General features: G+C 55.2%; 13 protein-coding genes and 3 tRNA genes. 10 read left to right on the top strand and 6 right to left on the bottom strand.

Annotated elements, in window-relative coordinates; translation table 11 throughout:
* Positions 1 to 358: 358 nt before the first annotated feature.
* From H9C73_RS14000 to H9C73_RS13990, 3 genes are read left to right on the top strand one after another with little or no spacing between them, the layout of a single operon-like run.
* Complete coding sequence (locus H9C73_RS14000) at positions 359 to 1,036, top strand: DUF2726 domain-containing protein (RefSeq protein WP_209288523.1); 678 nt, start codon at positions 359 to 361, stop codon at positions 1,034 to 1,036.
* An 18-nt stretch (positions 1,037 to 1,054) separates the two neighbouring features.
* On the top strand, positions 1,055 to 2,047 hold the full coding sequence (locus H9C73_RS13995; protein WP_209288522.1) for a hypothetical protein: 993 nt from the start codon (positions 1,055 to 1,057) through the stop codon (positions 2,045 to 2,047).
* Positions 2,040 to 3,023 (top strand): phage integrase, encoded by a 984-nt coding sequence (locus H9C73_RS13990; RefSeq protein ID WP_209288521.1) that lies wholly within the window; start codon positions 2,040 to 2,042, stop codon positions 3,021 to 3,023. The genes H9C73_RS13995 and H9C73_RS13990 overlap by 8 nt, the downstream gene beginning before the upstream one ends.
* Here H9C73_RS13990 and H9C73_RS13985 read toward each other — a convergent pair.
* The gene (locus tag H9C73_RS13985; protein WP_209288520.1) at positions 3,020 to 3,823 is read right to left on the bottom strand and encodes an HNH endonuclease; all 804 of its coding nucleotides are present in this window, start codon (positions 3,821 to 3,823) and stop codon (positions 3,020 to 3,022) included. The genes H9C73_RS13990 and H9C73_RS13985 overlap by 4 nt on opposite strands.
* A 222-nt stretch (positions 3,824 to 4,045) precedes the next feature.
* Positions 4,046 to 4,132 (bottom strand) — tRNA-Leu (locus tag H9C73_RS13980).
* Positions 4,133 to 4,280: 148 nt separating this feature from the next.
* On the opposite strand from H9C73_RS13980, the gene queA reads away from it, so the two are divergent.
* The 6 genes from queA (at position 4,281) to rnr (ending at position 12,275) form a co-directional block, all read left to right on the top strand.
* A complete protein-coding gene (gene queA, locus H9C73_RS13975) occupies positions 4,281 to 5,333 on the top strand; it encodes a tRNA preQ1(34) S-adenosylmethionine ribosyltransferase-isomerase QueA (protein WP_209288519.1) in 1,053 nt (350 codons plus the stop codon).
* 14 nt (positions 5,334 to 5,347) lie between these two features.
* The gene (tgt, locus tag H9C73_RS13970; protein WP_209288518.1) at positions 5,348 to 6,466 is read left to right on the top strand and encodes a tRNA guanosine(34) transglycosylase Tgt; all 1,119 of its coding nucleotides are present in this window, start codon (positions 5,348 to 5,350) and stop codon (positions 6,464 to 6,466) included.
* A 38-nt stretch (positions 6,467 to 6,504) separates the two neighbouring features.
* A complete protein-coding gene (gene yajC / locus H9C73_RS13965; protein ID WP_209288517.1) occupies positions 6,505 to 6,837 on the top strand; it encodes a preprotein translocase subunit YajC in 333 nt (110 codons plus the stop codon).
* Between the two features lie 69 nt (positions 6,838 to 6,906).
* Positions 6,907 to 8,760, top strand: coding sequence for a protein translocase subunit SecD (gene secD, locus H9C73_RS13960; protein ID WP_209288516.1), 1,854 nt, complete (start codon positions 6,907 to 6,909; stop codon positions 8,758 to 8,760).
* Positions 8,761 to 8,770: 10 nt separating this feature from the next.
* Complete coding sequence (gene secF, locus H9C73_RS13955) at positions 8,771 to 9,694, top strand: protein translocase subunit SecF (RefSeq protein ID WP_209288515.1); 924 nt, start codon at positions 8,771 to 8,773, stop codon at positions 9,692 to 9,694.
* Between the two features lie 112 nt (positions 9,695 to 9,806).
* On the top strand, positions 9,807 to 12,275 hold the full coding sequence (gene rnr / locus H9C73_RS13950; protein ID WP_209288514.1) for a ribonuclease R: 2,469 nt from the start codon (positions 9,807 to 9,809) through the stop codon (positions 12,273 to 12,275).
* Between the two features lie 17 nt (positions 12,276 to 12,292).
* Here rnr and H9C73_RS13945 read toward each other — a convergent pair whose 3' ends face one another.
* Entirely contained in the window at positions 12,293 to 13,633 is a 1,341-nt protein-coding gene (locus H9C73_RS13945; RefSeq protein ID WP_209288513.1) for a VTT domain-containing protein, read from the bottom strand.
* Between the two features lie 113 nt (positions 13,634 to 13,746).
* On the opposite strand from H9C73_RS13945, the gene serB reads away from it, so the two are divergent.
* Entirely contained in the window at positions 13,747 to 14,970 is a 1,224-nt protein-coding gene (gene serB / locus H9C73_RS13940) for a phosphoserine phosphatase SerB (protein WP_209288512.1), read from the top strand.
* Between the two features lie 20 nt (positions 14,971 to 14,990).
* Here serB and H9C73_RS13935 read toward each other — a convergent pair whose 3' ends face one another.
* From H9C73_RS13935 to H9C73_RS13925, 3 genes are all read right to left on the bottom strand, one after another.
* The gene (locus H9C73_RS13935; protein ID WP_209288511.1) at positions 14,991 to 17,120 is read right to left on the bottom strand and encodes an EAL domain-containing protein; all 2,130 of its coding nucleotides are present in this window, start codon (positions 17,118 to 17,120) and stop codon (positions 14,991 to 14,993) included.
* A gap of 75 nt (positions 17,121 to 17,195) precedes the next feature.
* Positions 17,196 to 17,270 (bottom strand) — tRNA-Gln (locus tag H9C73_RS13930).
* 10 nt (positions 17,271 to 17,280) lie between these two features.
* A tRNA-Met gene (locus H9C73_RS13925) sits at positions 17,281 to 17,357 on the bottom strand.

The raw sequence follows: 17,357 nt of genomic DNA, 5'->3' as shown, positions 1-17,357 counted from the left end.
GTATTTTTCTATCATGAATGAGCGTCTTATAGCGCTGATAAATTGGTACGGGAGCAGTGAACGCAAACGATTCAGCGAGTTTGCTGACAAGACTGGTCTAGAAAGAGATACAATCAAAAACCTCTATCATCAGAGGCAACGAATTAACCAGGATCACATTTCAGCAATCGCCGGGGCCTTTCCAGAGTTCAAGATGTGGTTTGTATTTGGTGAGACGCATCCGGAGCTAGGGCAGGTTAGTCCTGAGATTGAAGAGACACGGAAGGCTTACAACGGGTAGGGAAAGGGTACGTACTCGCAGAGAGGATCAACAATGCCTGGTTCGGCAGTACAGGGATAGGTAAGCAAGGAGAATGAAATGGAATTCATCATTGCAATTGGCTTTATCGCCACCATCGTTTTTCTCGTCAAAAACAACTCTTCTCATACAGGTGGGCTCAAAGGGCAGCGCAATGCTCCCCGAAGAGCTAAAGGCTCTAGTGTAGAGCTTGATCCCTGGGAGTCAGGGCAGCAATCCAAAGCGCCAAAGACACTGAGCCTCAGTGATTTCTTGCCAAAAGACTTTTTAAAGGAAAGCGGTGATAAGGTCATCGACTTCAAGGAAAAGCCCAAGAGCGATGTAGTAAAGGACTACTCTGAAATCTATGAGGTGGAAGATAGCATCCTCACGCCTGCTGAGCTGAAATATATGAAGGTCTTACAGGATGTTGTTGGTGATAAATACTATATTCTATCCAAAGTCCGAGTAGCTGATGTTTTTAGAGTTAAAAAGCAGCGCTTCGGGGATGCTGATTATAAGTGGTTTAATAAAATCAAGGCAAAACACTTTGACTATGTGCTTTGTTGCCCTAAGACATTTAGACCAATAATAGTAATGGAGCTTGATGACTCTTCTCATAAAAGGATTGATAGAGTTAAAAGAGATGAGTTTATAAATAAGATCTGCTCTGATAGTGGGATAAGGATTATTAGGCAGGCGTTGAAGAAAAATTACGACTTAGGAAAAATAAAATATTTTATTTTCGAGAAAGACTAGTTCTCAAGAGTGAATAAAATGATAATGGATTCAATTAATGCAATAAAGGCTACTCTATATGACAGACTGCATAGTCCTTTTTTGGGAAGCTTTTCAATAGCCTGGTCTATTATTAACTATAAAACTTTACTAATTATTTTCTCCTCATTAAGTGTGCGAGAAAAAATAAAATACATAGAAGATATTCCATCTGATGAGAAGTTTATTTTTTATTTCACATATCCCCTATTAGTTTCATTTTTTTATATGTTTATATTTCCTTATGCTGAAAGGTTTATGTATGGGGTTTGGAGAGATCACCAAAATAAGTTAAAGGATATAAAAATTAAAAAGGATGAGGTTAAGGCTTTAGATGAAGATGAAGCTAGAGATTTAAAGCGTCACCATCTTGATCTTATGAAAGGTTATGACGAGAGTTATGCAGTATTGAGATCGGATAATGAAAATGCTAAAACTGAATTAGAAGAACAAAATTCAATAATAAAAAAAATGAAAATGGATCTTGAAGCAAAAAATCAGGAAGTCTATAAAAAAGATGAAGATATTGAAGCTTTAAATAAATTTATCTTATCACTTAAAGATGAAAACAAAAAGTTATCAGGTTTGATTGAAATTCAATCGCCAATTGTGGAAAAGTATCATGAAGTTCAAGTCATGAGTGATGGCGACCAAAAAATGGATTTTAGTCCAGAGAATGTAAAAGATATTAGAAATAGCTTTGAAAAATCATTTCAATACCTCCTGGGAATCATATCGGAAAATTCAGGTTACTCATCTACTATAATAGAATTTAATTATAAAAATGGTAGTATTTATGAGAGCCTCGCATTTCTTTATATGGCTAAAGAAATGGGACTTACCAAAATTCATAAAAACGGAAAGATGTCTTTGACAAAATTTGGATGTGACATATTAAAAACTGATATGGGTAGAAGTGATATGTTTGATGCCCAAGATAAATATCTTATATATCTCAAGAAAGAAGGTACTGAAGGGCTAATGAATGATTAGCCGAGATAATAACAAACGCAGATGGAAAATAGACCTTCGTTTAGGTGGGCGCTCAGGAAAGCGTTATCGGAAATCTTTTGCAACTAAGGCCGAAGCACTGCGCTGGGAAGCCTGGATGAAGTCTCAGCATGCCCAAAACCCTGAATGGGAGCCGCCTAAAAAGGATCAACGCCGCCTATCTGAACTGATCGAAGAATGGTATCAACTGCACGGTCAGCACTTGAAGGATGCGGAGAACCGCTTGGGAAGGCTGGAGTTTACGTGTCAGGGGCTCGGCAACCCTATTGCCAGTGAGTTAACCGGTGCATCTTTTACACACTACCGAGCCGCCCGATCGGAAACCGTAACTGCCAACACGTTGAACCATGAGCTGGTGTATTTGAGAGCTGTATTCAATGAGCTGATCCGCTTGGGACACTGGAAAGGCGAAAACCCGCTTAAGAATGTACGTAAGCTGCAAGTGGATGAGCACGAGCTGGCCTGGCTCTCCACGGATGAAGTCTCTCTTCTATTAAATCACTTGGCGGAACGCCGGAGACGGGATGCGCTATTGGCGACAAAAGTGTGCCTTGCGACGGGAGCAAGGTGGAGCGAGGCAGAGAAGCTAACCGCCGAACAGTTACAACCCCACCGAATTACCTACCACCGCACCAAGAACGGCCGAAGCCGGTCGGTCCCGATCTCGCCAGAGCTGTACGAAGAAATCAGAACGACCAGTAGCGGGCGACTCTTTGGCAATTGCTACGATGCCTTTACCAATGCACTTGAGGCGTCAGGGATTCAGTTACCAAAAGGGCAGCGCACACATGTACTGCGGCATACTTTCGCGAGCCACTTCGTGATGAAAGGCGGCAATCTGCTCACGCTACAAAAGATCCTCGGCCACCAGTCCATACAGATGACTATGAGGTATGCGCACCTGGCACCGGATCACCTGAATGATGCGGTACGGTTAAACCCTCTCATTGAGCTCTAAGGGCTACTGGCAGCAGATATCATCTTCTTCAACTCTTCTACCGATAAGGTCCTATTTTTTCTTCGGTGAATAACAGCATGACAATTCGCACACAGCGGAATGAGTTCTGTTCTAGGGTCCACCTTCTTGCTCTTGCCAAAGGTTGAGACAGGCACAATGTGATGAATATGTATAAGCCCTTCAGCATAAGGCCCATACTTTTCTCCAAAGTTGATACCACATGCCTCGCACGTCACGCCATGTATATCAATTGCTTGTTGACGAAGCCGCGGATCACGCTCGTATGTAGATACATATTTAGATTTTTTCTCGCCTTCTACATAAGACTCAAAGGCTTGGTCATTGTCGTTGAGGTCTAGTTCAGGTGTGTAAGAAGCAGGCGGGTGCGATAAGCCACGAACAAAGCTGAGGATTATGTCATAGGTGCTCTGGTTGATGGGGCGGACGCCATCTCGCCAGTAATTACTCTTGCGGTTATCAGGTATGGTTTCTAAATAAGAGCCCTCATGCTTCGCAAGTACTGCCTGGTCAAACGGCTGATAGTCTTTAATGTCGGCGAAGTAGTCACCTTTAGAGCTTTCTCTATCAGCATAAACGCTGGCGATCGTGGCAATGGCAAAATAGTGAGGGGCCGGTGAAAGTCTGGTATCGGAGTACCGCTTGTTCTTCATCTTACCCTTGTAGTAGACAACTTGAGTGCCTTCAGGGAGGTATTTGAGGTAGCGCTTTGGGAAGTGGTAACGAGTGCCTGTTTCATCGCTCCACTGTGACTCATCATTCTCAGCAATAACTGCAAACATCATCCTATCCTTAGGTTGAGCTTTACGGTGTATTGAAAACGAGAGCATAGCAATTGCTGTTTGGATAGCGAAGATGCCAAAGGTCTTGAGTGGTTGTGGGCCTGTTAACAGGGTGGGGCTAAAGTGGACACTTTGTGGACACAAAGGAAGTTTGGGTATTGTAAGATACCGCAAGGATGGAGGCGGGGTTGGGGCAAGGTGTTGATTGTAAACGGATTTTCATGGTACCAGTGGCCGGACTCGAACCGGCACGCCCGTTAAGGCAACGGATTTTGAATCCGTCGTGTCTACCAATTTCACCACACTGGCACTGTCGTCTGGGGCAGTCAGGGTAGGATGCCCGCGTCAGTGAAGGCGCATATTATATTTGTCCTGCCTGATTCGTCAATCAAGACTGAAAAAAAGCCGTGGCTCGGTTAGAATTGGCGTTTTCCAACAGGTTGCCAGTTGTAAATTCATGCAGGTAAAAGATTTCTACTTCGATCTCCCGGAGGAGCTGATTGCGCGCTACCCTCTGGAGCAGCGCAGTGCCAGCCGGCTGCTGTGCGTCGACGGTAACACCGGTCAGCGTGAGCACCGTCATTTTGCCGATCTGCCTTCAATGCTCGAGCCCGGTGATCTGCTGGTGTTCAACGATACGCGAGTGATTCCGGCGCGGCTGTTCGGCCAGAAAGCCAGTGGCGGCAAGGTCGAGATGCTGATTGAGCGCGTGACTTCGGATACCGAAGCGCTGGCGCATATCCGTTCCAGCCGTTCGCCCAAGCCGGGCACGGTGCTGACACTGGAAGGTGGCCTGGAAGCCGAGGTCACCGGACGTCAGGAGAACCTGTTCGAGGTGCGTTTCACCAATCTGGACGGCCACCTGGTCAGCGCACTGGAAGAGCACGGCCATATGCCGCTGCCGCCTTACATGAAGCGCGAAGACCAGCTGTCGGACCGCGAGCGTTACCAGACGGTGTACAACCGCAAACCCGGAGCCGTTGCGGCGCCTACGGCCGGACTTCATTTTGACCAGCCGCTGCTGGAAACGCTCAAGGCGATGGGGGTTGAGCAGACCTTCGTCACCCTGCATGTCGGGGCCGGCACCTTCCAGCCGGTGAAGGTGGATAACATCCAGGACCACCACATGCACGCCGAGTACATCGAGGTGTCCGATGAGGCCTGTGCGGCCGTGCGTGCGGCACAGGCGCGGGGTAACCGCGTGATTGCGGTGGGTACCACCAGTGTCCGCTGTCTGGAAACGGCCAGCCAGTCCGGTGAAATCCAGCCGTTCTATGGCGATACCGACATCTTTATCTATCCGGGCTATCGCTATCGCACGGTGGAGGCATTGATCACCAATTTCCACCTGCCGGAGTCGACCCTGCTGATGCTGGTGAGCGCCTTCTCCGGGCACAAGGCGATTATGGATGCCTATGCAGACGCGGTTGCCGAGCGTTATCGTTTCTTCAGCTACGGCGATGCCATGTTTCTGACCCGTCGCGATGCGGCGGATGAGGAGTCAGTGTGAGAAAAGAATGTTTCATGCAGTTTGAGACCCTGACGCAGGAAGGCAAGGCGCGCCGTGGCCGCCTGATATTTCCGCGCGGGGTGGTGGAAACCCCGGCTTTCATGCCGGTGGGGACGTATGGCACGGTGAAGGGGATGACCCCGCGTGACATCGAAGCGACCGGCGCCCAGATCATTCTGGGTAATACCTTTCATCTGATGCTGCGTCCGGGCACCGAGATCGTCCAGCAGCACGGTGATCTGCATGACTTCATGCAGTGGAAGGGGCCTATCCTGACGGACTCCGGCGGCTTTCAGGTGTTCAGTCTGGGCAAGATGCGCAAGATCACGGAGGAAGGCGTTACCTTCCAGTCACCGGTGAACGGCAGCAAGGTGCTGATGACGCCGGAAAGCTCCATGCAGGTGCAGCGTGAGCTGGGTTCGGACATCGTCATGATCTTTGACGAATGTACGCCGTATCCGGCGACGCACCAGGAAGCGGCTGACTCCATGCGTCTTTCCATGCGCTGGGCCAAGCGCTCCAAGGATGCGCACGGCGACAGTCCGTCGGCCCTGTTCGGTATCATTCAGGGTGGCATGTACGAAGACCTGCGCGACGAATCGCTGGCAGGCCTGACCGAGATCGGCTTTGATGGCTATGCCATTGGCGGCCTGTCGGTGGGCGAACCGAAAGAGGATATGACCCGGATTCTGGATCATCTGGCCTGGAAAATGCCGGAAGACAAGCCGCGTTACCTGATGGGCGTGGGCAAACCGGAGGATCTGGTTGAAGGTGTGCGCCGTGGCGTGGACATGTTCGACTGCGTCATGCCGACACGCAATGCGCGCAACGGTTTTCTGTTTACCCGTAACGGCATCGTGAAAATCCGCAATTCGGCCAACAAGACCAATACCGCGCCGGTGGATGAAACCTGTAGCTGTTATACCTGTCAGAACTTCAGTCGCGCCTATTTGCACCATCTGGACAAGTGCAAGGAGATCCTTGGAGCGCAGCTCAATACCATCCACAACCTGCACTATTATCAGGAGCTGATGGCTGGTTTGCGCAACGCTATTGAACAGGGTAAATTGAGCGACTTTGTAGACGAATTCTATCGTCAGCGCGGGCAGGAAACGCCGCCGCTGACGGCGTGAAACGAATACTTTTCAATGCAATCGGGAGTACAACCTGAATGAGCTTTTTCATCTCTCCGGCACTGGCCGCTGAAGCCCCTGCGGGCGCAATGGATCCGGGCATGTTCAACATCCTGTTTCTGGTCGGTTTCGGTCTGATCTTCTACTTCTTCATGTGGCGTCCTCAGGCCAAGCGTGCAAAAGAGCATAAAAACCTGCTCGCCAACCTGGCCAAGGGCGACGAAGTGATCACCGCCGGCGGCGTGATCGGCAAGGTTGTGCGTCTGAACGACGACTACGTGGTGCTGGAAGTGTCTGAAGGCACTGAACTGAAGTTCCAGAAAGCGCACGTCGCTGCCGAACTGCCGAAGGGCACGATCAAAAGTATCTGATCCCCCATCCGTGTGATCCAGCGCCACTGACTCAGGTGGCGCTTTTGTTTTTGGTGAGGACCGAGCACGATGCTCAACCGCTACCCCCTGTGGAAAAATCTGATGATCCTGCTGGTGCTGGTGATCGCCGGTATCTATGCAGCCCCAAACCTGTATCCCGATGATTACGCCGTTCAGGTGTCCGGTACCCGTACCACCGAGGTGACCGCCGACACTCTGGGCCAGATCGAGTCGGCACTGAAGGCGTCCGGCGTGGAGGTGAAAGGCACCGAAATGCAAGCGGACGGGGTCGCTCTGGTGCGTCTGAGCAGCTCTGATGCCCAGCTTGCGGCCAAGGAAGCGATCGCGGATCAACTGGGGAATGGCTATGTGGTAGCGCTGAACCTGGCGCCCACAACGCCTGAGTGGTTGAGCAGTATCGGCGCCGGTCCCATGAAGCTGGGCCTTGACCTGCGTGGCGGTGTTCACTTCCTGCTGGAGGTCGATATGGCCCAGGCGGTCGGTCAGCGTCTGGACGTATATGTCAGCGAGATCAAAAGCAAGCTGCGTGACGAGCGCCTGCGCTACCGGACGGTAGACCATCTGGAAGATGGCCGTCTGGCGATCCGCTTTATCGACGCCGAAACACGTGACGAAGCTTCCAGCCTGTTGCTGCGAACCTACCAGGAATTTCTGGTCGATAGCCAGGATGTGGATGGCGAAGCCTGGCTGTACGTCAACCTGACCGAGCAGACCATCCGCGAGATCGAAGACTACGCCATCAAGCAGAACCTGACCACGCTGCGTAACCGTGTCAACGAGCTGGGTGTGGCCGAGCCGCTGGTACAGCGCCAGGGCCGCAACCGTATCGTGGTGCAGCTGCCCGGTGTACAGGATGCGGCAGCCGCCAAGCGTATCATCGGCAAGACCGCGAATCTGGAGTTCCGCCTTGAGGCCGGACCGGATGCCAGCCGTACCAGCACCGAGGTGTATGGCTTCCGCGATAACCCCGACCGCACGGCAACGCTGGAAAAGGACGTGATCATCACCGGCTCCAGCGTGTCCAATGCGCAGGCTGCGTTTGATGAAAATGGCATGCCGCAGGTATCCATCACACTGGATGCCAAGGGCGGCCAGATGATGAGCCGTGTGACGCGCAACGCCATTCAGCGCCGCATGGCGGTGATTTTCGTTGAGCACAAGCAGCGCACGCTGGTGCAGACCATCGATGGTGAACGGGTGGAAAAACGCATCCCGTACACCGAAAAGGGCATTATCTCCCTGGCCACCATTCAGAGCACCCTGGGCAACTCGTTCCGTATTACCGGCCTGGATAGTGCACAGGAGTCTTCGGAGCTGGCACTGCTGCTGCGTGCCGGTGCGCTGGCCGCGCCGATCTACTTTGTGGAAGAGCGTACCGTTGGTCCAAGCCTGGGTGCAGAAAACATCGAGCTGGGCACCCTGTCGGTGCAGATCGGTTTTGCGCTGGTACTGGCCTTCATGCTGATCTACTACAAGGTCTTTGGTCTGCTGGCCAACGTGGCACTGACGCTGAATCTGGTGCTGCTGGTAGCCGTCATGTCGCTGCTGTCCGCTACGCTCACGCTGCCGGGTATTGCCGGTATCGTTCTGACCGTGGGGATGGCCGTGGACGCCAACGTATTGATATTTGAGCGTATCAAGGAAGAGATGCGCAACGGGCAACCCATTCAGTCGGCCATCCATGGCGGCTTCGCCCGTGCCTTCACCACGATTCTGGATGCGAACGTGACGACGCTGATTGCGGCGGTCATTCTGTTTGCCATGGGGACCGGGCCGGTCAAGGGCTTTGCCGTCACTCTGTCGGTGGGCATTCTGACCTCCATGTTCACGGCGCTGCTGGTCACCCGTGCACTGGTCAATCTGGTGTATGGCGGTCGTACGCTGAAGAAAGTGATGATCTGAGGAGAAACCCATGGCAACAGGCAAAATCTATAATTTCATGGGTGTTCGCAAGCTGGCGCTGGCGTTCTCCCTCGTTCTGATGCTGATTTCCATCGGCTCTCTGGCGGTCAACGGGCTCAAGTTCGGCCTCGACTTTACCGGTGGCAGCCTGGTGGAAATCGGCTATGAAGAAGCGGCCGACCTGGAGCGGGTTCGCACTCAGCTTCAGGGCGCAGGCTTTGAAGACGTGACCGTGCAGACCTTCGGGTCGCCGCGTGACGTGCTGATCCGCCTGCAGGCGGATCATGATCCCAAACTGGGCGACAAGGTGCTGCAGGCGCTGCAGAGCGGTTCCGATCAGAATCTGGAGTTGCGACGCAATGAATTCGTCGGCTCTCAGGTCGGCGAAGAACTGCGTGAGCAGGGCGGTCTGGGCATGCTGCTGGCGCTCTTCATGATCATGGTGTACTTGGCGTTCCGCTTCCAGCTCAAGTTCTCCGTCGGTGCTGTCGTGGCGCTGATACACGACGTGCTGGTTGTGCTCGGTTTCTTCTCGCTGCTGCAGGTGGAGTTCGACCTGACGGTACTGGCAGCGGTGCTGGCCGTTATCGGCTACTCGCTCAACGATACCATCGTGGTCTATGACCGTATCCGCGAAAACTTCCGCGTGATGCGCAAGGGCGACTCCGTAGAGGTGATGAACACCTCGTTGAGCCAGACACTGAGCCGAACCCTGATGACCTCCATCACCACCCTGCTGGTGCTGGTGGCACTGTTCTACTTCGGTGGAGAAATGATTCACGGCTTCGCCATGGCGTTGCTGGTGGGCGTACTGATCGGTACCTACTCCTCAATCTATGTGGCTGCCAATGCGCTGTTGATGATGAACGTCACGCGTGAAGATCTGCTGCCGCCGCAGAAGGAAGAAGGCGAAGACGCCGAAGAAATGCCCTGATTGAGAAAAGCCGGCGTCAGCCGGCTTTATTTTTTGAGAATTTCTCGACTATTCTGAATGAAAGTCGACTCTGGCAGTCTAAGGGCTGTTACAGATATTTATTGGATACTGAATGACTAAAAATTGGCAAGATAAAGATCCCAATGCTCAGCAGGAAGCTGAGAAGTATGAACAACCTGTTCCCAGCCGTGATTTCCTGCTCAACTTTCTCGACAAGTGGGGAGCCCCCATCAACCACCCGGCACTGTGCCGCGAGCTCGGCATTGATGACGAAAATGGTGTTGAGGGTGTACGCCGCCGTTTGATCGCAATGTGCCGTGATGGCCAGCTGATCTCCAACCGCAAGGGCGAGTATGGCCTGATCCGCAAGATGGACCTGATTCAGGGGCGCGTGATTGGTCACCGCGACGGTTTCGGCTTCCTCAAGCCTGATGCAGGAGGAGATGATCTGTTCCTGAGCCCGCGCAACATGCGTGAAGTGTTTGATGGCGACCGTGTGCTGGTACAGCCGGTCGGCATCGATCAGCGCGGTCGCAAGGAAGGCAAGATCGTCGAGGTACTGGAGCGCTGCACCACCAAGCTGGTAGGGCGTTTCGATGGTCATGGCGGCTTTGGCAGCCTGATCTGTGAAAACCAGCGCATTACCAACCAGGTGATGGTGATTCCGGATCCGACCACAGGCCTTGAGTATGAAGATGGCCAGCTGGTGGTGGTGGAGATTATCCAACATCCGACACGCAAGCAGCCGGCCCGTGCTCGGGTGGTGGAAGTACTGGGTGACCGCATGGCACCGGGTATGGAGATCAAGGTCGCCATCCACAATTACGAGATTCCCGACGAATTTCCGGAAGAGGTGCATCAGCAGATTGGTGAGCTGACACCGGAAGTGCGCGACGAGGACAAGCAGAACCGCTTCGACCTGCGCGACATGCCGTTCGTAACCATCGATGGCGAAGACGCAAAGGACTTTGACGATGCGGTCTACTGTGAGAAGAAAACTTTCGGCGGCTGGCGCCTCTGGGTCGCCATCGCGGATGTGTCCTACTATGTGAAGCCCGACTCCCCGCTGGACAAGGAGGCGGTCAAGCGCGGCAACTCGGTATACTTCCCCGAGTTTGTGGTACCCATGCTGCCGGAGCTGCTCTCCAATGGCCTTTGCTCGCTCAACCCGAAGGTTGACCGTCTGGCCATGGTGTGTGAGATGACCGTAAGCCGTGCCGGCAAGCTGTCCGGCTACAAGTTCTACGAAGCGGTGATCAACTCCAAGGCGCGCCTGACCTACACTAAGGTGGGTGCCATGCTCGATCCCGAAAATGAGGATTGCGAGCGCCTGCGCGGCGAATATGCGGAAGTGGTCAAGCACGTTGATCAGTTGCATGGCCTGTACAAGGCACTGCGCAAGGCCCGCGAGGAGCGCGGCGCGATCGACTTTGAAACCGTCGAAACCCGCATCGTATTTGACCAGGTGCGCAAGATCGACGAGATCGTACCGGTACACCGGAACGATGCGCACAAGATCATCGAAGAGTGCATGCTGATCGCCAACGTGGCCACGGCCCGCTTCCTGGCCAAGTATGGCAAGCCGGCCCTGTACCGTATCCATGAAGGACCCAAGGAGCAGAAACTGGAAAATCTGCGGGCCTTTCTCGGTGAGCTGGGTCTGAACCTGCCTGGCGGCGACAGCCCCGAGCCCAAGGATTACCTCAAACTGGCCGAGGCGATCGAGGGCCGCCCGGATCGGCACATCATCCAGACCATGATGCTGAGATCCATGCAGCAGGCGGTGTACAGCCCGGAAAACCTGGGGCACTTTGGTCTGGCCTACAACGCCTACGCGCATTTTACCTCGCCGATTCGCCGCTATCCGGACCTGCTGGTACACCGTGCCATTCGTGGCGCCATTCATGGTGAGGCCAAAGTGAAAGGGGTTGAGCGTCCGAAGAAGTTTCAGGCGGACGCGGGCTTCCATTACGGATACACCAACGAACAGATGCTGGTGCTGGGCGAGCACTGCTCCATGACCGAGCGCCGTGCCGATGATGCAACCCGTGATGTGGTGGCCTGGCTCAAGTGTGAATACATGCAGAGTCAGATTGGCGAAACCTTCTCCGGTGTTGTTGCGGCCGTGACCGGTTTTGGTGTGTTTGTGGAGCTGGAAGACCTGTATGTGGAAGGACTTATCCACATTACGGCACTGCCCAGCGACTACTACCACTTTGAAGCGGCCAAGCAGCGCCTGATCGGTGACCGAACCCGCCGTGTCTTCAAGTTGGGCGACCGGCTGGATGTACAGGTGGTGCGTGTCGATCTGGATGAGCGCAAGATCGACTTTGAACTGGTGGGCGAGCCCGAACCTTCAAAACCCAGGAAAAAGCCGACCCAGCGTGAAAAGCTGGCCAAGGGCCAGATTGGGGACGGGCGCGACAGCAAGCCTCGCAGGAGTAAGCGCGGAAAAAAGCCTGAAGGGCATCCCGGCGATGCCCCTTCCAACAAGAAAGGCAAGCACACTACTCCCAAGCACAAGCGGAAAAAGGCTCACAAGCCCAAGCATCCGCCCCGTGCACGTCGCAAGAAGCAGTAGTCCGGCAGGTGCCGGGCTCAGCCGAGCCGATAAAGCTCGGCTGCTGCCTCGAACCTGAGCATCACATACACCAGCGTTGCAAGCAGGCAGGCCAGTAGCCACCTGCCTGTGACCGGTGCCGCGGCCGGCCGGCGGTACAGCCAAAGCCGATAGCCGGCGGCTACAAAAATGCCTTCCGTTATCCCGGCCAGCACATCCAGCGGCCAGTGAACCCCCAGCAAAGTCCGCGAAAGGCCAATCAGCAGCATGGCGATTGCCGCCAGCAGGTAGCTCCAGTGCCGCAGGGCGTGCGGGCGGTTATGAGACCACCAGACCCCTGTTAGCGCGATCCAGGCGGCTGCAGCGGAGGCATGTCCGCTGGGGAAGCTGAAGGTATGCAGGGGCGCGTCCACGGGGCGCTCAATGGCAAACAGGTGCTTAAGCGCCACATTCAGCCCTACCACCAGCAGGGTTCCCGCAAAGACGCCCCAGGCTTGCGACTGCCGCAGGACGAGGCTACCAAACAGACTGGTAGCGAGCGCCATCCCCAGTGCCCATTGCAGATCACCCGGTAGTGTCAATGTCAGTGCGAGGGCGGGCAGCAGCTCACCCAGGCGCTGCAATGGCGGCAGGGTCAATGTGTTGAAGGTGACCCCAACCGGGCTCAGGCTCAGCAGGCTGCAGGCCAGAAACATCACAGCGGCGGATGCCATCATCAACAGGGGACCCGGGGGCCAATCAGGCGGCATGCGTTCGGACAGCCTTCGGTACAGGGGGCCCTCAGGGTGAAGGCGTAGATGGATCTGCTGCCACACCAGCAGCGCGAAGGCGAGAGCTGCCCCTGTCCACAGCAGCGGTGTCAGATGCTCCGGGAGCTGGTGCAGGCCACGGCCGGTCAGGTAGCCGGGAAGCAGATAAGCGGGTGCCCAGCCCAGTGCGGAAGCGAGGTTGTAGGCGGTGAAACGAATGGGGGACAGGCGGCAGCTGCCGGCGACAAAGGGAATAACGGGACGCAGCGGGCCGACAAAGCGACCAATGATGATGCTGAGCGCACCCCAGCGCTGGAAAAAACGTTCTCCACGCTCGATCCATTCAGGGTGTTGCTGCAGCCAGCGCAACTGTCGTATGCGGGGCGCGCTGTGGCGTCCCAGCCAGAAGCTCAGGCTATCGCCCAGCACAGCGCCGACAAAGGCCAGTAACAGGCAAAGTGACAGGGTCTGGTCGGTGCTGCCGGCGGCAAACCCCAGTGCGAACAGCAGCGCCACGCCCGGCAGTACCAGGCCGACAAAGGCCAGCGACTCGGCCAGTGCGATCAAGCCGATCAGGCTCAGCAGTGCCCAGCCGGGCATGTCGGGCAGTGTTATCAGGCTCTCGGCCACGGGCAAAATCCCTTCGGTTCCGGGCTGCGGGCATACGGTGGGCAGAGCGGTCTGGTATACTCTGCGCCAAGGGCTGGTGATGCCAGCGGTGCTTTATTTAACGGAAAGATGCGATGAACGAAATCATCCTGCTGACAGTCTCCGGTGATGACCGGCCCGGTGTAACCTCGGCGATCACCGGAATTCTTGCTCGCTATCATATCAACATCCTCGATATCGGCCAGGCGGTTATCCACAACACCCTGTCACTGGGCGTCTTGATTCAGGTGCCCACGGAGCTTGAGTCGTCCCCGCTGCTGCGTGATCTGCTGTTCAAGGCGCACGAAATGAAAATGCAGGTCCGTTTCGAGCCGGTTGAGGGCGAGGCCTACGAGCACTGGGTGGAAGGGCAGGGCAAGTCTCGCCACATTATCACCCTGCTGGCGCGTCAGATCCGGGCCGAGCACATCGCGCGCGTGACCAGTATCGCCGCCGATCACGGCTTGAATATTGATAATATCAGCCGTTTGTCCGGCCGTATCTCCCTGCAGCAGGAAACCTGTCCGAAAACACGTGCCTGTGTGGAGTTTTCAGTGCGTGGCATGCCGGCTGACGCGGCTGCACTGCGTGAAGAGTTTTTGAAGGCGGCCAGCGACCTGGATGTGGATATCGCCTTCCAGCGCGATGACATCTACCGCCGTAACCGCCGTCTGGTGGTGTTTGACATGGACTCCACCCTGATCGAGGCGGAAGTGATCGACGAGCTGGCGAAAGAAGCCGGCGTAGGCGATCAGGTGGTTGCGATTACCGAATCGGCCATGCGCGGCGAGATCGACTTCGATGAAAGCTTCCGCCGTCGTGTCGCCCTGCTGAAGGGGCTGGATGCTTCCGTACTGGAGCAGATTGCCGAACGCCTGCCCCTGACCGAAGGGGCGGCTGAGCTGGTTGCACACCTCAAGGCGATGGGCTTCAAAACAGCCATTCTGTCAGGCGGCTTCACCTACTTCGGTCGCTTCCTGCAGGACAAGCTGGGCTTCGATTATGTGTATGCCAACGAACTGGATATCCAAGACGGCAAGGTGACCGGTGAGGTGACCGGGCAGATCGTAAACGGCGAGCGCAAGGCCCAGCTGCTGAAAGAGATTGCCGAGCGGGAAGGCGTGCGTCTGGAGCAAACCATCGCGGTAGGTGACGGTGCCAACGACCTGCCCATGCTCTCCATTGCGGGCCTGGGCATCGCCTTCAGAGCCAAGCCACTGGTGCGTCAAAGCGCCAAGCAGGCCATCAGCACTCTGGGGCTGGATGGCATTCTGTATCTGATCGGCTTCCGCGATCGCGACAGCGATACACTGGTCTGATCCCGCCTGTAACGACCGGGTCAGCTGTCCCGGTCGTTAAAGAAATCATAATCCATCTGCTCGCGCGGGGGTTGCAGGTAGTGGCCCTGCAGCAGGTGGATGCCTGCCGTATACAGCTCCGGAATTACATGTGTGGTTTCAACCTGAGGCGCGATCAGGGTGCGTTTCTGCTCCCGCAATGGGTCCAGTAGAGTTTCCAGCGTTTCCAGATCCAGGCTGTCGTTTTGCAGATCTCGCATGTAAGAGCTGTCCAGCTTGACGAACTCAGTCTCCAGCTCACGGCGAACATGAGCCGAGTTGGGCGAGCTGCCAAAGTGTTTAAGGCAGGTGCGGCACCCCAGCTGCTTCATCGCCCGGACAAAGCGCCGTGCAGCCATCAGGTCCACGGCCGCATCGCTTTCACTGATCTGGAAGACCAGCTGTGAAGGGGCAACGGTGGTTTGAGTCAGTGTTTCGGCCAGCCACTCCGGCAGCTCATTGCAGCGGATGGAGGGGCCTGACAGATTGATGAAGAGGGCAATATGCTGATCGGCAATTTCCGGTGCCTGCAGAGCACTTAGGGCGTGCTTGACGACCCAGCGATCCAGCTCACGAAGAATGTCAGGCTCGATGGTCTGAATGATAAAGGCGTTGGGTGAAATCGCCTTGTTGCTGTCACTCATCAGGCGCAGCAAGACTTCGTAACAGGCTGCAGGAGGCTCCAACCGCAACGGAACAACCGGCTGGTAAAGCAGCCTGAAACGGTTGAGCCTCAGTGCATTTGCGAGGCGGCGGTTCATCTTGCCGTCCAGCTGCGATATTTCGCCCTGGTCAGGGCTGTAGAGCTGAACGCCATTCCCGGGCCGGTTGCCCTGATGCAGGCTGTCTGCGGCTTCATGCGCATGCTCCAGCAGCGTCGCAGGCGGTGGTGCACTGTCGTTGATCATCACAATGCCGATGGAAACGGTGGTGTGGATCGAGGTGTTGGCGACACTACAAACATGGTTGCGAATGGCGTGACAGAGTGCCTGTCCCAGATTCAGGGCCTTGTTGGGGTCCGAGTTCTGCATCAAGACAATGAAGCTGTCGTCATCAAGACGCCCCAGCTCGTGCGCCGGGTTGACTGTCTGTTTCAGCGTCCGGGCGATGGCACGCAGAATCAACCCTTCACCATCAATGCCGACCTCAGAGCGAATCACATCGAGGTGGTCAAGGCGCAACAGCAGCAGGCTGCGGTCCTGTCCGCCTCGGCGGGCACGCGCACAGGCTGTCTCGAGCGCCTGTAAGCTGGCTTTGTGGTTACGAAGGCCCGTAGTCGGGTCAATGTACTGAAACGCCTCTGCTTCGCTCTCCGGCTGTCTGATATCGACAATCAGACAAGGGCTGCCCTCATATTCGGATCGGCTGGCACTGACGCAACCTTCAAACATGGTTTGGTCAGGTCGGTAGAAGGTCAATTGGACCGCCTCACCGGGGATCGCCTCCTGAGCCTGATGCAGGCATTCGCTCAACCGGTCCGACTGGTGGGGGGCGACCAGTGCTCCCAGGCGATGGCCCAGCAAGCGCTTGGCGCTGTCATAGCCCAGTAAACGCACGCATGCTGGATTGGCATACACAAGGGTGTTGTCTCGCAGGTAGCAGATGGCCGTGCTGGAGCCTTCTGTCAGGAGGTGGTTGCGCTCGGTCAGTTGTTGCAGCTCGGTCTGGGCGCTGCGCAGCTCGCGCCGATGCTGTAGCTGCTGATAGGTGCGTTCAAGAGCGAGCATCAACCAGGGCTCATTGTGTGCATCAACAACGGCATCCACGCCCAGAGATAGCCAATGCACCGGGTCGGTCGTTTCGTCCGAAGGGTGCAGCAGGATGCAGGGCAGGTCACGCCCCTGTTGCTTGAGCCACTGCTGGCTTTCTTCGATATTCAGCCCGCTGGAGGCGCCTGGCCGAGTGTGCACCAGCAGGATATCCCAGGTACGCATCTCCAGACAGTGCTTAAGCTCCTCAAGGCTGTGTACGGCCTGACCGCGAGGGGCAAAATGCGCCGCACGCAGGTTGGTCAACAGCTGTTCCATGCGCGCGTTGTCACAGTGGGCAAACAGGATGTTGATGTTACGGCTGCTTTTGTCTTCAGGATGCTGGCCGGCCAGAGCCGAGAGAATATGGTCTGAGCTGCTCATGCACTCTCCGGGGGCTGATGTTGGTACTAACCCACATCTTAGAACAAAGCGGAGGTGTTAAAAACAGAGAATAGGTGGCAGGGGTAGCAGGATTCGAACCTGCGCATGCTGGAATCAGAATCCAGTGCCTTACCGCTTGGCGATACCCCTGTACCGGAGATGGTGGCAATGGCGGGACTCGAACCTGCGACCCTCGCATTATGAATGCGATGCTCTAACCAACTGAGCTACATTGCC

This window comes from Marinobacterium alkalitolerans (genome assembly GCF_017776525.1).
Taxonomy (GTDB): domain Bacteria; phylum Pseudomonadota; class Gammaproteobacteria; order Pseudomonadales; family Balneatricaceae; genus Marinobacterium; species Marinobacterium alkalitolerans.
This window is presented reverse-complemented; position numbering and strand designations above follow the sequence as displayed.

Excerpts from the sequence above, each read along its gene's own strand:
- H9C73_RS14000 (WP_209288523.1), top strand. The coding sequence starts at position 359 with ATGGAATTCATCATTGCAATTGGCTTTATCGCCACCATCGTTTTTCTC.
- secF (WP_209288515.1), top strand. The coding sequence starts at position 8,771 with ATGGCAACAGGCAAAATCTATAATTTCATGGGTGTTCGCAAGCTGGCG.
- serB (WP_209288512.1), top strand. The coding sequence starts at position 13,747 with ATGAACGAAATCATCCTGCTGACAGTCTCCGGTGATGACCGGCCCGGT.
- tgt (WP_209288518.1), top strand. The coding sequence starts at position 5,348 with ATGCAGTTTGAGACCCTGACGCAGGAAGGCAAGGCGCGCCGTGGCCGC.
- queA (WP_209288519.1), top strand. The coding sequence starts at position 4,281 with ATGCAGGTAAAAGATTTCTACTTCGATCTCCCGGAGGAGCTGATTGCG.
- H9C73_RS13990 (WP_209288521.1), top strand. The coding sequence starts at position 2,040 with ATGATTAGCCGAGATAATAACAAACGCAGATGGAAAATAGACCTTCGT.
- H9C73_RS13935 (WP_209288511.1), bottom strand. The coding sequence starts at position 17,120 with ATGAGCAGCTCAGACCATATTCTCTCGGCTCTGGCCGGCCAGCATCCT.
- yajC (WP_209288517.1), top strand. The coding sequence starts at position 6,505 with ATGAGCTTTTTCATCTCTCCGGCACTGGCCGCTGAAGCCCCTGCGGGC.
- secD (WP_209288516.1), top strand. The coding sequence starts at position 6,907 with ATGCTCAACCGCTACCCCCTGTGGAAAAATCTGATGATCCTGCTGGTG.
- H9C73_RS13995 (WP_209288522.1), top strand. The coding sequence starts at position 1,055 with ATGATAATGGATTCAATTAATGCAATAAAGGCTACTCTATATGACAGA.
- H9C73_RS13985 (WP_209288520.1), bottom strand. The coding sequence starts at position 3,823 with ATGTTTGCAGTTATTGCTGAGAATGATGAGTCACAGTGGAGCGATGAA.
- rnr (WP_209288514.1), top strand. The coding sequence starts at position 9,807 with ATGACTAAAAATTGGCAAGATAAAGATCCCAATGCTCAGCAGGAAGCT.